This is a genomic window from Streptomyces sp. MS191 (assembly GCF_008042125.1).
GTDB lineage: Bacteria > Actinomycetota > Actinomycetes > Streptomycetales > Streptomycetaceae > Streptomyces.
The window spans coordinates 1,620,293-1,635,501 of record NZ_RDBI01000040.1 but is presented as its reverse complement, the minus strand read 5'-3'; the positions used below and the strand labels follow the sequence as shown (position 1 = coordinate 1,635,501).

Annotated in this window: 12 protein-coding genes; 3 read left to right on the top strand and 9 right to left on the bottom strand. The window is 72.0% G+C overall.

The window, feature by feature from the left end; translation table 11 throughout:
• Positions 1–1,546, top strand: a 1,546-nt coding sequence (locus EAO71_RS14420; protein WP_147979294.1) for a beta-N-acetylhexosaminidase, incomplete at its 5' end; no start/stop codon positions are given.
• 79 nt (positions 1,547–1,625) lie between these two features.
• Here EAO71_RS14420 and EAO71_RS14415 read toward each other — a convergent pair.
• The 9 genes from EAO71_RS14415 to EAO71_RS14375 form a co-directional block, all read right to left on the bottom strand.
• Positions 1,626–3,398, bottom strand: a complete 1,773-nt coding sequence (locus tag EAO71_RS14415) for an IucA/IucC family protein (protein ID WP_147978104.1) — start codon at positions 3,396–3,398, stop codon at positions 1,626–1,628.
• Complete coding sequence (locus tag EAO71_RS14410) at positions 3,395–3,925, bottom strand: GNAT family N-acetyltransferase (protein WP_147978103.1); 531 nt, start codon at positions 3,923–3,925, stop codon at positions 3,395–3,397. Before EAO71_RS14410 ends, EAO71_RS14415 begins: the two co-directional genes overlap by 4 nt.
• Positions 3,922–5,193: a lysine N(6)-hydroxylase/L-ornithine N(5)-oxygenase family protein gene (locus EAO71_RS14405; protein ID WP_147978102.1), complete on the bottom strand. Its 1,272-nt coding sequence runs from the start codon at positions 5,191–5,193 to the stop codon at positions 3,922–3,924. The genes EAO71_RS14410 and EAO71_RS14405 overlap by 4 nt, the downstream gene beginning before the upstream one ends.
• Positions 5,174–6,619, bottom strand: coding sequence for a pyridoxal phosphate-dependent decarboxylase family protein (locus EAO71_RS14400; protein ID WP_147978101.1), 1,446 nt, complete (start codon positions 6,617–6,619; stop codon positions 5,174–5,176). The genes EAO71_RS14405 and EAO71_RS14400 overlap by 20 nt, the downstream gene beginning before the upstream one ends.
• 291 nt (positions 6,620–6,910) lie before the next feature.
• Entirely contained in the window at positions 6,911–7,759 is an 849-nt protein-coding gene (locus tag EAO71_RS14395) for a siderophore-interacting protein (RefSeq protein ID WP_147978100.1), read from the bottom strand.
• Between the two features lie 195 nt (positions 7,760–7,954).
• Positions 7,955–9,121 carry an acyl-CoA dehydrogenase family protein gene (locus tag EAO71_RS14390; protein WP_147978099.1) on the bottom strand — a complete coding sequence of 389 codons (1,167 nt, stop codon included), beginning with the start codon at positions 9,119–9,121 and terminating at the stop codon, positions 7,955–7,957.
• Between the two features lie 2 nt (positions 9,122–9,123).
• The gene (locus EAO71_RS14385; protein ID WP_147978098.1) at positions 9,124–10,062 is read right to left on the bottom strand and encodes a hydroxymethylglutaryl-CoA lyase; all 939 of its coding nucleotides are present in this window, start codon (positions 10,060–10,062) and stop codon (positions 9,124–9,126) included.
• Positions 10,059–12,050, bottom strand: a complete 1,992-nt coding sequence (locus EAO71_RS14380; protein ID WP_147979293.1) for an ATP-binding protein — start codon at positions 12,048–12,050, stop codon at positions 10,059–10,061. Before EAO71_RS14380 ends, EAO71_RS14385 begins: the two co-directional genes overlap by 4 nt.
• A 13-nt stretch (positions 12,051–12,063) precedes the next feature.
• A complete protein-coding gene (locus EAO71_RS14375) occupies positions 12,064–13,680 on the bottom strand; it encodes a carboxyl transferase domain-containing protein (RefSeq protein WP_147978097.1) in 1,617 nt (538 codons plus the stop codon).
• Positions 13,681–13,767: 87 nt separating this feature from the next.
• Here EAO71_RS14375 and EAO71_RS14370 point away from each other — a divergent pair, with 87 nt between their 5' ends.
• Positions 13,768–14,352, top strand: a complete 585-nt coding sequence (locus EAO71_RS14370) for an SACE_7040 family transcriptional regulator (RefSeq protein WP_147978096.1) — start codon at positions 13,768–13,770, stop codon at positions 14,350–14,352.
• A 64-nt stretch (positions 14,353–14,416) separates the two neighbouring features.
• A complete protein-coding gene (locus EAO71_RS14365; protein ID WP_147978095.1) occupies positions 14,417–15,193 on the top strand; it encodes a phosphatase in 777 nt (258 codons plus the stop codon).
• Positions 15,194–15,209: the final 16 nt, after the last annotated feature.

The following is a 15,209-nucleotide window of genomic DNA, read 5'->3' as shown; positions in this document are numbered from 1 at the left end:
CCCCGGCCCCTCCTCCGCGGCGCCCTTCGCCGAGCAGGACGCTGCTCCCCGGCCGCTCGGCCGGATCGTCCCGGTGCCCGCCTCCGTCACCCCGGGCGGGGCGCCCTACGCACTCACCGCCGCCACCCGCATCCGGGTCGACAAGGGCTCCCGCGAGGCCCGCGCCGTCGGCGGCTACCTCGCCGGGATCCTGCGGCCCTCCACCGGCCTCCCGCTGCCCGTCGTCGACGACTCCGCCGGGCGCGGCGGCATCCTGCTGCGCCTGCGCGCCGGCGAGTCCGCGCTCGGCGAGGAGGGGTACCGGCTGGAGTCCGGCCCCGGCGGCGTAACCCTCACCGCCCACCGGCCCGCCGGCCTGTTCCGCGGCGTCCAGACGCTGCGCCAGCAACTGCCCGCCGCCGTGGAGCGGGACACCGTCCAGCCGGGGCCCTGGACCGTGGCCGGCGGCACCGTCACCGACACCCCGCGCTTCGCCCACCGGGGCGCGATGCTCGACGTCTCACGTCACTTCTTCACCGTCGACCAGGTCAAGCGCTACATCGACCAGCTCGCCCTCTACAAGATCAACACGCTGCACCTGCACCTCTCCGACGACCAGGGCTGGCGGATCGCCGTCGACTCCTGGCCCCGCCTCGCCGCGCACGGCGGCTCCACCCAGGTCGGCGGCGGCCCCGGGGGCTTCTACACGAAGGACGACTACCGGGAGATCGTGCGCCACGCCGCCTCCCGCTACCAGGAGGTCGTCCCCGAGATCGACATGCCGGGACACACCAACGCGGCCCTGGCCTCCTACGCCGCGCTCAACTGCGACGGGATCGCCCCACCGCTCTACACCGGCACCTCCGTCGGCTTCAGCTCGCTGTGCGTGGCGAAGCCCGAGACGTACGACTTCGTGGACGACGTGATCCGGGAGATCGCCGCGCTCACCCCGGGGCGCTACCTCCACATCGGCGGCGACGAGGCGCACTCCACCAGCCACGCCGACTACGTCGCCTTCATGGACCGCGTGCAGCCGATCGTCGCGAAGTACGGCAAGACCGTCATCGGCTGGCACCAGCTCACCGGTGCCACGCCCGCACCGGGGGCGCTCGCCCAGTACTGGGGCCTGGACCGCTCCTCGGCGGCCGAGAAGGCACAGGTGGCCCGCGCCGCGCGGAACGGCACCGGGCTGATCCTCTCTCCGGCCGACCGGGTCTACCTCGACATGAAGTACACCCAGGACACCCCGCTGGGCCTGTCCTGGGCCGGCTACGTCGAGGTCCGGCGCTCCTACGACTGGGACCCCGGGGCCTATCTGCCGGACGTGCCCGAGTCGGCGGTCCGGGGCGTCGAGGCGCCGCTGTGGACGGAGACGATCTCGCAGAGCGCGCACATCGACCGCATGGCCTTCCCGCGCCTGCCGGGCGTGGCGGAGCTCGGCTGGTCGCCGGCGGCCACGCACGACTGGGAGACCTACAGGGTGCGGCTCGCGGAACAGGGGCCGCGCATGACGGCCCTCGGGATCGACTACCACCGCTCGCCGCAGGTGCCCTGGCCGGCCGAGTAGGGCCGCCGGGAGCGGGGGAGCGGGGCAGGACGGAGCGCATGTCCGGCGGAGGACCGTACTCCGCCGGACATGCGCCGGTCTATCGGGCGAACCGCGCGATCGGGTTCACCAGGTCGCCGACCAGCTGGAGCGCCGCCGACGGGTCCGCCAGGTCCACCATCTGCCGGTTGTTGCGCAGCTGGAGCCGGTTCAGTGCGGACAGCGCGAAGGTCTCGGCGAACACGTCGTACTGCGCGAACCTGTCCGCGAGCTCCGGCATCGACTCCTGGTAGCCGCGGACGCACTCCGCGACCGTCCGCCAGAAGTCGTCCTCGTCCAGGACGCCCTCCGACGCCAGCGTGGCGCCGAGGAAGCGGAAGAAGCAGTCGAAGACGTCCGTGAAGACCGAGAGCAGCTTCATGTCCTCGGGGACCTCGGCCCGGACCCGCTCCACGGCCGGCGGCAGCACCGCGGCCGGGTCCATGACGCAGATCTCCTCGGCGATGTCCTTGAACACCGCCCGCGTGACCGCGCCCCGCTCGTCGAGGACGAGGATCACGTTCTCGCCGTGCGGCATGTAGACCAGGTCGTACGCGTAGAAGCTGTGCAGCACCGGCAGCAGGTACGCGTCCAGGTAGCCGCGCAGCCACGCGGTCGGGGCGAGCCCCGAGTCCTTGATCAGGGCGCCCGCGAAGGACGCGCCCGCGTGGTCGACGTGGAGGAGCGAGGCCATCGTCGCGAGGCGCTCGCCCGGCTCGAGCGACGCCACCGGGGACTCCCGCCAGAGCGCGGCGAGCATCTTGCGGTACGGCGAGTAGCGGTCGGTGGCGGCCTCGTACTCCAGGTGCCGGTAGCCGATCGCGGCCCGCTCGCGGATGATCGAGAACCGCGCCGCCTTCAGGACGGAGTCGGCCTCGATCAGGCCGGCCAGCCAGTCGTTGATCGCCGGGGTGGCCTCCATGTACGCGGCCGAGAGCCCCCGCATGAAGCCCATGTTGAGGACCGACAGCGCCGTCTTGACGTAGTGCTTGGCCGGGTCCGAGGTGTTGAAGAAGGTACGGATCGACTGCTGCGCGAGGTAGGCGTCGTCGCCCTCGCCCAGGTAGACCAGGCGCTCCTGCGCCACCTCGGCGGCGAAGGTCACCGACAGCTTGTTCCACCACTGCCAGGGGTGGGCCGGCATCAGCAGGTAGTCGGCCAGGTCCAGGCCCCGCTCGGCGAGGGTGGCGGCGAAGCCGTCGACCGCCCGGTCGCCGAGCTCGGCGCGGATGAAGCTCTCGTACGCGAGGCCGGCGCCCGCCGTGAAGGTGGTGCGGTCCCGGCGCGCGGCCAGCCAGATCAGGTGGATCTCGCTCGCCGCCTCCGGCGCGTAGGCGCGGAACTCGTCCACGCCGAAGCCCAGCCGGCCGTTGTTGGCGACGAAGCAGGGGTGACCCTCGGTCATCCCGGTCTCGATCTCCTGGAAGTCCGCCCGCGCCAGCTCGGCCGAAGCGACACGCGGCTTGGTCGCCTTGAACGCCGTGCCGGCCAGGGTCGAGGAGATCTCCTCCAGGTACACCGGCAGGATCTCGTCGCTCAGGCCCAGCGCGCCGCGCAGCTCGGTGATGAACTGCAGGGCGTCCAGCGGCAGCCGCTCGCTGCCCCGGTGGCGGCTGATGGACTCGGGGAGGACCTGCCAGTGGTCGAGCGCGAAGCGGTCGGCCGTGAAGCGGTACTCGGTCGCGCCGTCGTCGCTGAGGACCGCGTAGCGGCTCTCGCCCAGCTCCCGCGGGTGGATCAGCCGCTCGTGGGCGAACTCGGCGAGACCCTTGCGGATCAGCGCCCGGTTGGCGTCGGCCCAGCGCTCGGGCGTGAGGTGTGCGACGGGGTTCACAGGGCGGCTCCCACGGCGGCGTCGAACTGCTCGCGCGTGCAGAAGCTGAGCAGCGCGTCCTTCTCGGGCTTCCGGATCTCCCGCTCCGGCACGAAGCCGACGGCCGCGTTGAGCGCGTGGACGGCGGTGTTGCGCACGTCCGGCTCGACGACGACACGGGCGGTCGCCGGGTCGTCGAACAGCTCGCGCATCACGGCGGTGATCACGAGGCGCGTGAAGCCGTGCACGGGCGTGTCCGTGGGCGCGACCAGGAAGTGCATGCCGACGTCACCGGGCTGCGGCTCGTACAGGCCCACCAGCTCGACGTGGCGCGGGTCGTAGCGCTCCATGAGGACGGCGGGCTCGTCGTCGACCAGGCCGATGAAGACGTCGTGGTGCGGGTTCGCGGCTATCGCCATGTACTCGCGCTCCACGTCCTGGAGTTTCGCGCCCTGCATCATCCAGAACGCGGCCTTGGGGTGGGTGACCCACGGGTGGATCAGCTCGGCGTCGGCCAGCGGGTCGAGCGGGCGGAAGCGGACGGTCATACGGAGAACTCCTGGAACGCGATGGTCTTCTCGACGGGGTAGTAGGCCGAACCCAGCATCTCCCCGATGATGTAGGCGTTGCGGTACGCGCCCATGCCCAGGTCGGGCGAGGTGATGGAGTGGGTGTGCACGCCGGCGTTCTGGAGGAAGATCCCCCGGCCCGTCGTGTCGATGGCGTAGTTGCGCGCCACGTCGAAGCGGCCCTGCCCGTCCCAGTTGATCCGGTCGCGGACCGGCTCCAGGAAGGCGGGGACGGCGTAGCGGTAGCCGGTGGCGAGGATCAGGCCCTCGGTCTCCACCGTGAAGTCCTTCTCCTGCTCCTCCTGGCGGAAGCCCAGGGTGTAGGTGCCCGTCGCGTCGTCGTACGCGGCGGAGCTCAGGGCGGAGTTGGTCAGCAGCCGGGTGGGGACCGGGCCGGCCAGGTTCTTCTGGTAGAGCAGGTCGAAGATGGCGTCGATCAGCTCGCCGTCGATGCCCTTGAACAGGCCCTTCTGGCCGCTCTCCAGGCGGTAGCGGGTCTCCTCGGGGAGGGCGTGGAAGTAGTCCACGTACTCCGGGGAGGTCATCTCCAGGGTGAGCTTGGTGTACTCCAGCGGGAAGAAGCGCGGGGAGCGGGTCACCCAGTTCAGCCGGTAGCCGTGGACGTCGATCTCCGAGAGGAGGTCGTAGTAGATCTCGGCCGCGCTCTGGCCGCTGCCGACCAGGGTGATCGACTTCTTCGCCTGGAGAGCCTCCTTGTGGGGGAGGTAGCGCGAGTTGTGGATCAGGTCGCCGCCGAGCTCCCGGCAGGACTCCGGGACGTAGGGCGGGGTGCCGGTGCCCAGCACGATCCGGCGGGCGCGGAACGTCTCGCCGGCCTCGGTCCGCACCACGTAGACCTCGTCCGCCTCGTCGAACGAGACCGAGGCGACGGTCGTGGAGAAGCGGATGGAGGACAGCTTCCCGGCCGCCCAGCGGCAGTAGTCGTTGTACTCCGTGCGCAGCGGATAGAAGTTCTCGCGGATGTAGAACGAGTAGAGCCGGCCCTTCTCCTTGAGGTAGTTGAGGAAGGAGTACGGGGAGGTCGGGTCGGCCATCGTGACCAGGTCGGACATGAAGGGCGTCTGGAGGTGCGCGCCCTCCAGGAACATGCCCGAGTGCCATTCGAAGTCCGGCTTGGACTCCAGGAAGAGGCCGTCCAGCTCGTCGACGGGCTCGGTCAGGCAGGCCAGGCCGAGGTTGAACGGACCGAGTCCGATGCCGATGAAATCAAGAGGCTGCGTGGACAAGGTTCTCTCCCAGGTACTGCTCGGCGTGGCCGGCTATCAGATCGAGGACGGCGGCGATGTCGGCCGGGGTCGTCTCGGGGTTGAGCAGGGTGAACTTCAGGTACTGGCGGCCGTCGACCTTCGTGCCGGCGACGACGGCCTCGCCCGAGGCGAACAGCGCCTTGCGGGCCTGGAGGTTGGCCCGGTCGATCTCGGCGGGGGAGGTGACGGCCTCGGGGATGTAGCGGAAGACGAGGGTGGACAGCCGGGGCTCGACGACGACGTCGTAGCGCGGGTCGGCGACCAGCAGGTCCCAGCCGGCCCCGGCCAGGTCGCAGACCTCGTCGAAGAGCTCGCCGACACCGTCGGCGCCCATCACGCGCAGGGTCATCCACAGCTTCAGCGCGTCGAAACGGCGCGTGGTCTGGAGGGACTTGTCGACCTGGTTGGGAATCAGCTCGGCGACGCTGCGGCGGGGGTTGAGGTAGTCCGCGTGGTAGGTCGCGTGGCGCAGGGTGGCACCGTCACGGACCAGGACGGCGGAGGAACTCACCGGCTGGAAGAAGGACTTGTGGTAGTCGACGGTGACCGAGTCGGCGTGCTCGATGCCGTCCAGGAGGTGGCGGCGGGTGCGCGAGGCGAGCAGGCCGCAGCCGTACGCGGCGTCGACGTGCATCCAGGCGCCGTACTCGGCGGCCAGTGCGGCGATCTCGGGCAGCGGGTCGATGGAGCCGAAGTCCGTGGTGCCGGCGGTGGCGACGATCGCCATCGGGATCAGGCCCTCGGCGCGGCAGGTCTCCAGCTCGGCGGCGAGGATGACCGACTGCATGCGCTTGTCGCGGTCGACGGGGACGGAGACGACGGCGTCGCGGCCGAGCCCGAGGAGGGTGGCGGACTTCTGGACGCTGAAGTGGCTGCACTCGGAGGCGAAGATCCGCAGGCGGCTCAGGTCGTCGGTGCCGGCCTCCTCGCGGGCGAGGAGCAGGGCCTGGAGGTTGGACTGGGTGCCACCGCTGGTGAAGACGCCGTCCGCCGCCGGGCCCAGGCCGATGCGGCCGGTGGTCCAGTCGATCAGTTTGCGCTCGATGAGGGTGCCGCCCGAGCTCTGGTCCCAGGTGTCGAGCGAGGAGTTGACGGCCGAGAGGACCGCCTCGCCGAGGACGGCGGGGATGACGACCGGGCAGTTGAGGTGGCCCAGGTAGCGCGGGTGGTGGAAGTAGACGGCGTCGCGGAGGTAGACGTCCTCCAGCTCGTCGAGGGCCGCGGAGGCGTCGCCCAGGGGCCGGTCCAGGTCCACGGCGTCGATGACCGGGGCCAGCTCGGCCGGCGTGACCCCCGTGAACGGGCGTCGCGTCGTGGCGAGTTTGTCGGCCACCCGCTCGACTCCTTCGGTGACGGAGCGTCGGTAGCTCTCCGCCGTGGCGTCATTGAGCAGGTGCGAGCGCATGCAGGGTCCTTCCCGGGTACGGGACTCGGTCGCTCCCTCCGGACACAGGGAGGGGCGAGAGGCGACAACAAACTTAGGTTAGCCTAACCTAAGTTAAGTTCGCAACGACCCCTCGTCCCTCTCGTGTCACAGCAGTTGGCGTCCCGGGCGCCCTCCGTCGAGCGGGGTGCCGTGGGCCGGGGGTGCCGTGACGGTCGTGCCGGATCGGGGCGGACGCCGCTTCGCCATGGCGCGGCGGAACGCGTGGCCCGGCGCGGGTGCACGAGCCGGCGGGCGCGGGCGGGACGGGGCCTACGCGTCTTCCTGGGTCTCGTCCGGCACCTCGCGCAGGGCGTCCTCCGACAGCCCCTTGCGCCAGTAGCCGACGAACGTCACCCGGCGCCGGTCCAGTCCGCGTTCCCCGACGAAGTGGCGGCGCAGCGCCTTCACCGAACCCGACTCTCCGGCGATCCACACGTAGGGGGCGTCGCCGGGCAGCTCGGCCCCGCGCACCGCCTCCACCGCGGACGGCGCACCCTCCTCGCGGACCAGCCAGGTGATCGTGGCGTCGGCCTCGGTCGCCAGCTCCATCCGGTCCCCGGCGTACGGCACTTCGAGATGGACGTGCGCCCGCGTGTCCGCGGGCAGCCACTCCAGGATCGCGGCGGCGGCCGGCAGGGCCGTCTCGTCCGCCCAGACGAGGACGGAGTCGGCGTCGGCCGGCAGCTGGAAGCGGACCCCCGTGTTCTTCGGCACGGCCGGGCCCAGGACGACCACCCGGTCGCCCTTCGCGGCCTGCTGGGCCCAGCGGCAGGCCGGGCCGCCGTCCTCGTGCAGTGCGAAGTCGATGTCGATCTCGTCGGGGGCGGTGCGCTGCTCCCGGACGGTGTACGAGCGCATCACGGCCCGCTCGTCGGCGGGCATGGCGCGCCAGGCGCCGAGCACCGCGTACAGGTCGTCCGTGTCGAGCGGCGGCAGGACCGGCTCCGGCTGGCCGGGGTGCGGCAGGAAGAGCGAGAGCGACTGGTCGCGGCCGCCCGAGGCGAAGCCCTTCAGGTCCTCCCCGGTGAAGGTGATGCGGACCAGTGAGGGGCCGAGCCGCCTCGTCCGGTCGACCTGGAGCGGGAAGAAGCGGAAGGGGACGGTCTCAGTGGTCGTCATCGGAGTCGGGCCACCTTCTGGGCGGGCTGGATCGATCGGGTGGGATCGAKCCGACGGGAGAGATCGAAGATAGGTTAGCCTAACCTCACGTTGGCTTGAACGGGTGGGGTGCGGATTCCTTCGCCCCGGGACGCGACCGTGCCCGCCACCCCGGGAGGGCGACGGGCACGGAGGACGGCCGGGCGGCGGGTACCGTCAGGCGGGCAGGCCCAACTCGCGGGCGATCAGCATGCGCTGGACCTCGCTGGTGCCCTCGCCGATCTCCAGGATCTTGGAGTCGCGCCACATCCGGGCCACCGGGTACTCGTTCATGAAGCCGTAGCCGCCGTGGATCTGGGTGGCCTCCCGGGCGTTGTCGACCGCCACCGTGGAGGAGTACAGCTTCGCCAGCGCCGCCTCCTTCTTGAACGGCTCGCCGAGCACCAGGCGCGACGCCGCGTCACGCCAGCCGATGCGGGCCATGTGCGCCCGCATCTCCATGTCCGCGATCTTGAACTGGATGGCCTGGTTCTCGCCGATCGGACGGCCGAACGCCACCCGCTCCTTCGCGTACTTCACCGACTCGTCGACGCAGCCCTGCGCGAGGCCCGTCGCGAGCGCCGAGATCGCGACCCGGCCCTCGTCCAGGATGCGGAGGAACTGCGCGTAGCCGCGGCCCTCCTCGCCGAGCAGGTTCGCCGCCGGGACCCGCACGTCGTCGAAGGACAGCTCGCGGGTGTCGGAGGCGTTCCAGCCGACCTTGGAGTACGGGGCGGCGACGGTGAAGCCCGGGGTGCCGGCGGGGACGATGATCGAGGAGATCAGCGGCCGGCCGTCGGACTTGCGGCCGGTGACCGCCGTGACCGTCACCAGACCGGTGATGTCCGTACCGGAGTTGGTGATGAAGCACTTCGAGCCGTTGATGACCCACTCGCCGGTGGACTCGTCACGCACGGCCGTGGTGCGGGTGCCGCCGGCGTCCGAGCCGGCGCCCGGCTCGGTCAGGCCGAACGCGCCCAGGATCTCGCCCGAGCACATCCGGGGGAGCCACTCGCGCTTCTGCTCCTCGGTGCCGAACAGGTGCAGCGGCATCGCGCCCAGCGAGACGCCCGCCTCCAGGGTGATGGCGACGGAGGAGTCGACCCGGGCGAGCTCCTCGAGGGCGATGCCCAGGGCGAGGTAGTCGCCGCCCATGCCGCCGTACTCCTCGGGGAAGGGCAGGCCGAACAGGCCCATGCGGCCCATCTCGCGGACGATCTCGTACGGGAACTCGTGGCGCTCGTAGTAGTCGCCGATCTTCGGGGCGACGACGTCGTGCGCGAACTCCTCGACGGTGCGGCGGAGTTCCTCGTGCTCTTGGGAGAGCCGGTGGTCGAGCGACATTGCTAGGACTCCTTGTGGGAGAGCGCGCGGACGGTACGGGAAGGGCTCGGTCGGCCCAGTTGGTCGGCCATCCACACGCTGGTGGCGGTGAGGGCGGCCAGATCGACCCCGGTCTCGATGCCGAGGCCGTCGAGCATCCACACGAGGTCCTCGGTGGCGAGGTTGCCGGTGGCGCTCTTGGCGTACGGGCAGCCGCCGAGGCCGCCGGCGGAGGCGTCGACGGTGCCGACGCCGCACCGGAGCGCGGCGAGGGTGTTCGAGAGCGCCTGGCCGTAGGTGTCGTGGAAGTGCACGGCGAGCCGGGAGGCGGGCACCCCCGCCTCGGCGAGCGCGGCCAGGAGCTGTTCCACGTGCCCGGGGGTGGCGACGCCGATGGTGTCGCCGAGGCTCAGCTCGTCGCAGCCCATGTCCGCGAGCGCCTTGGTGACCCGGACGACCTGCTCCACCGGGACGGCCCCCTCCCAGGGGTCGCCGAAGCACATCGAGAGATAGCCGCGGACCTTCAGGCCGTGCTCTATGGCCCGCGTGACGGTCGGCCGGAACATGGCCAGCGCCTCGTCGACGGTCCGGTTGAGGTTGGCCCGGGCGAAGGACTCGGTGGCCGAGGCGAAGACGGCGATCTCCCGGGCGCCGAGTGCCAGCGCGCGGTCGAGGCCGCGCTCGTTGGGCACCAGGACGGGCAGCCGGGCGGGCACGCCGGCGAGCAGCGGGAACAGCTCCTCGGCGTCGGCCAGCTGGGGCACCCACTTGGGGTGCACGAAGCTGGTCGCCTCGACAGTGCCGAGGCCGGCGTCCGCGAGGCGGCGCACGAACTCGGCCTTGACCGCGGTCGGCACGACGTTCTTCTCGTTCTGCAACCCGTCGCGGGGCCCGACCTCGTGGATCCGGACCCGGGCGGGGAGCCCGGGGGCGGGCACGCGCATGGGCAGGCCCGTGGTCATGATTCCTCCCTGGGGGTCACCACGGCGAGGATCTGGTCCATGGCGACGGTGTTGCCGGGTGTGACGTCCAGCTCGGTGACGGTGCCGGCGTGCGGGGCGGAGATGACGTGCTCCATCTTCATCGCCTCGACGACCAGCAGGCTCTGTCCTGCCTCGACCTCGTCCCCGACGGCCACCTTCACGACGGTGACCGTGCCGGGCATCGGCGCGGCGAGCGTGTCGGCCCCGCCGCGCGCGGCACCGGACAGGGCGCTGGCGACCGGGTCGTGGTCGAGGACGTGCCAGGCGTCGCCGTCCCGGCCGAGCCAGGTCCCCTCGGCCGAGTCGGCGCGGTGGAAGTGATGGGTGAGCCCGTCGAGGCGCACGGAGACGTGGTGCGCGGAGATCTCCCCGACTCCCGCCGCCGTCGGCTCCGCCGCGGACTCACCGAGCGCGAGCTCCGCCTCCGCCGACGTGCCCCGCACCCGCATCGTCACCGGGTCCTGGCCCGGGACGCGGAAGGGGCGCGGAGTCCAGGCCGGCCGGCCGCCCAGCCGCCAGCCGCTGCCGGCGTCGAAGGGGTCCGTCCAGCCCGCGGGCGCGCCGGATCCCGGCGGGAACTGCCGCAGCAGCGCGGCCGCCGCGTACACCTCGTCCGGTACGCCCTCGGGGACCAGGCCGTCCGCCTCGCGCTCCACCAGACCCGTGTCCAGGTCCCCGGCCACCACGTCCGGGTGTGCCAGCAGACGGCGCAGGAAGCCCGCGTTGGTCGGCACGCCCAGGGTGACCGTGTCCGCCAGGGCCGCGCGCAGCCGGCGCAGCGCGGTGGCGCGGTCCGGCGCGTGCACGATGACCTTCGAGAGCATCGGGTCGTAGAGGCTGGAGACCTCCGTCCCCTCGCTCAGGCCCGAGTCCGTCCGCACCCCGTCGCCCTGCGGCTCGCGCAGGGACAGGACCGTGCCGCCGGACGGCAGGAAGCCGCGCGCCGGGTCCTCCGCGCAGATCCGGGCCTCGATCGCGTGGCCCGTCAGGCGCACGTCGGACTGGCCGAAGGACAACGGCTCGCCCGCGGCGACCCGCAGCTGCCACTCCACCAGGTCCACGCCCGTGATCAGTTCGGTCACCGGGTGCTCGACCTGGAGGCGGGTGTTCATCTCCATGAAGTAGTACGAGGAGGGGTCCACGCCCGGGACGATGAACTCGACCGTGCCGGCGCCCACGTAGCCGCAGGAGCGGGCCGCCTCGACCGCCGCCGCACCCATCGCGGCGCGCGTCTCCTCGTCGAGCAGGACGCTGGGCGCCTCCTCGATGATCTTCTGGTGGCGCCGCTGGAGCGAGCACTCGCGCTCCCCGAGGTGCACCACGTTCCCGTGGGCGTCGGCGAGGACCTGGATCTCGATGTGGCGGGGACGGTCGATCCACCGCTCCACGAGCAGGGTGTCGTCGCCGAACGAGGACCGGGCCTCGCGCCGCGCCGCCGCGATCTCCTCCGTCAGCGTCGACAGGTCGCGCACCAGGCGCATGCCCTTGCCGCCGCCGCCCGCCGAGGGCTTCAGCAGGACCGGAGCGCCCAGTTCGCGGGCGGCCTCCTCCAGTTCGGGGTCGGCGGCGCCCGGCACGACGGGCACGCCCGCCGCCTTCACCGTCTCCTTCGCCCGGATCTTGTCGCCCATCAGCGAGATCGCGGAGGCGGGCGGGCCGATGAAGGCCAGGCCTGCGTCCGCGCACGCCTGCGCGAAGGCCGCGTTCTCCGCGAGGAAGCCGTAGCCGGGGTGGACGGCCTGCGCGCCGGTGCGGCGGGCCGCCTCCAGCAGGCGCTCCACGGAGAGATAGCTCTCCGAGGCGGGCGCCGGGCCGAGCCGGACCGCCGTGTCGGCCTCCCGCACGTGGCGCGCGTCCCGGTCCGCGTCGCTGAAGACGGCGACGGAACGGACGCCCATGGCCCGCAGGGTGCGGATGACCCGGACCGCGATCTCGCCTCGGTTGGCGACCAGGACTGTGTCGAACATGGTCATCTGTCACTCACATCCGGAAGACGCCGAAGGCGGGGTCGGCGAGCGGGGCGTTGGCGCACGCGGTGAGCGCGAGGCCCACCACCTGCCGGGTCTCCATCGGGTCGATGACGCCGTCGTCCCACAGCCGGGCACTCGCGTAGTAGGCGCTGCCCTGCTGCTCGTACTGTGCGCGGATCGGGTCCTTGAAGGCTTCCTCGTCCTCGGCGGGCCAGCTCTCGCCGCGCCCCTCCAGCTGGTCGCGCTTGACCGTCGCGAGCACGGAGGCGGCCTGCTCGCCGCCCATCACCGAGATCTTGGCGTTGGGCCACATCCACAGGAAGCGGGGCGAGTACGCCCGGCCGCACATGGAGTAGTTGCCGGCGCCGTAGGAGCCGCCGACGACGACCGTCAGCTTCGGCACGCGGGTGCACGCCACCGCGGTCACCATCTTGGCGCCGTGCTTGGCGATGCCGCCCGCCTCGTAGTCCCGGCCGACCATGAATCCGGAGATGTTCTGGAGGAACAGCAGCGGGATGCCGCGCTGGTCGCACAGCTCGATGAAGTGCGCGCCCTTCTGGGCGGACTCGGAGAACAGGATGCCGTTGTTGGCGACGATGCCCACCGGGTGGCCGTGGATCCGGGCGAAGCCGGTGATCAGCGTCTGGCCGTACTCCGACTTGAACTCCTGGAAGCGCGAGCCGTCGGTGATGCGCGCGATGACCTCGCGCACGTCGTAGGGCGTGCGCGAGTCCACCGGTACCGCGCCGTAGAGCCCGGCCGGGTCGACCTTCGGCTCCTCGACCGGCTCGACCGACCACGGCAGCGGGCCGCGCTCGGGGAGCGTCGCGACGATGTTGCGGACGATCCGCAGGGCGTGGGCGTCGTCCTCGGCGAGGTGGTCGGTGACGCCGGAGGTGCGGGAGTGCACCTCGCCGCCGCCCAGCTCCTCGGCCGTCACGACCTCACCGGTCGCCGCCTTCACCAGCGGGGGTCCGCCCAGGAAGATCGTGCCCTGGTTCCGCACGATGACGGCCTCGTCGCTCATCGCCGGCACGTAGGCGCCGCCGGCCGTGCAGGAGCCGAGGACCGCCGCGATCTGCGGGATGCGGGCACCGGACATGCGCGCCTGGTTGTAGAAGATCCGGCCGAAGTGCTCGCGGTCCGGGAAGACCTCGTCCTGCATCGGCAGGAACGCGCCGCCCGAGTCGACCAGGTAGAGGCAGGGGAGACGATTCTCCAACGCCACCTCCTGGGCCCTCAGGTGCTTCTTCACCGTCATCGGGTAGTACGTGCCGCCCTTGACGGTCGCGTCGTTGGCGACGATCACGCACTCGCGGCCCGAGACCCGGCCGATGCCGGCGATGACCCCGGCGGCGGGCGCCTGGTCGTCGTACATCCCGTTCGCCGCGAGCGGGGCCAGCTCCAGGAAGGGCGAGCCCGGATCCAGAAGCGTGTCCACCCGGTCCCGCGGCAGCAGCTTGCCGCGCGCGGTGTGCCGGGCGCGGGCTTTCTCTCCACCGCCGAGCGCGACCGCCGCGAGCTTGGCGCGCAGGGTCGCGGCCAGCTCGTGGTGGGCCGCCTCGTTGGCCTGCCAGGCCGGCGACGCGGGATCCGCCGCGCTCGTCAGCACAGGTGCCTGCTGCATCCCTCGAGCTCCCTTGCTCGGTTAATGAGCGTTAACGTATGCCCATCAGGTTAACGACCGCTAACCGCATTGTCTAGAATCGGACGCATGACCACCACCGCCAGGACCGACGCCCCGACGCGACGCGAGCAGATCCTCAAGGAGGCTGCCCGCCTCTTCGCCGAGCGCGGCTTCCACGGTGTCGGGGTCGACGAGATAGGGGCGGCCGTCGGCATCAGCGGCCCCGGGCTCTACCGGCATTTCGCGGGCAAGGACGCGATGCTCGCGGAACTGCTCGTCGGGATCAGCGAGCGGCTGCTGGACGGCGGACGGCTGCGGGCGGGCGAGGCGGTCGGCGACCCGCGGGCGCTCCTCGGCTCGCTCATCGACGGCCACATCGACTTCGCCCTCGACGACCGGCCGCTGATCACCCTGCACGACCGGGAGCTGGACCGGCTCAAGGACGAGGACCGCAAGCGGGTCCGCCAGCTCCAGCGGCAGTACGTGGAACTGTGGGTGGCGGTGGTCCGCGAGCTCTACCCGGCGGCGGGGGAGTCGGAGGCGCGGGCCGCCGTGCACGCGGTGTTCGGCCTGCTGAACTCGACGCCGCACCTGGCCGCGCTCGGGCGCACGGCCATGGAGGAACTGCTGCGCCGCCTGGCGCACGGCGCCTTCGGCGCGCTGGCGGCCTGAGGGAGCGTCTCCCCGGGCGGAACCGACTGCCCATCGGGGACGCGGGTCGCGCAGAATGAGCACCATGCCGATACTCAGCCGCCCCGCCCTTGTCGAGCACCTCGTCCGGACCCGGATCGCGGGGAACGTCGCCACCCCGCGTGACAACAACCTCTCCCACTACCGCAAGCTCGCCAACGGCGACCGGCACTACTGGCTCGGCCTGGAACTCGGCGACCGGTGGACCGACGAGCAGGACGTGCTCGCCGTCATGGCGGAGAGGTGCGGCGTCAACGACGACCCCGCCCACCGCGCCGGGCAGGACACCATCGACCCCGAGCTCACCGTCGACGCCCTCGACCGGGCGGCCGCCCGGCTGCGCAAGGCCGCCGCCGGCAAGGAGCGGGTGCTCTTCGCGACCGGTCACCCCGGTGCCCTGATCGACGCCCACAGCCGGGTCGCCGCCGCCCTGCGCGCCCGCGGCTGCGACATCGTCCGGATCCCCGGCGGCCTCGTCGCCGACGAGGGCTACGTCGTGCAGTTCGCCGACGTCGCCGTCTTCGAGCGGGGGGCCAGCCTCTGGCACACCCACTCCCCGGAGCCGATGAACGCGATCCTGGACGCGCTCGGCGAGGACGGCCGGCCCGACCTCGTCGTGGCCGACCACGGCTGGGCGGGCCGCGCGGGCCAGCGGGGCGTCGACTCCGTCGGCTACGCCGACTGCAACGACCCCGCCCTCTTCATCGGCGAGGCCGAGGGGACGATGCAGGTGACCATCCCGCTCGACGACCACGTGGTGGACCCGCGCTTCTACGAGCCGATGACGGCGTACCTGCTGGACGCGGCGGGCCTGGGCGACTGACGCCCGGGGCCGGGCC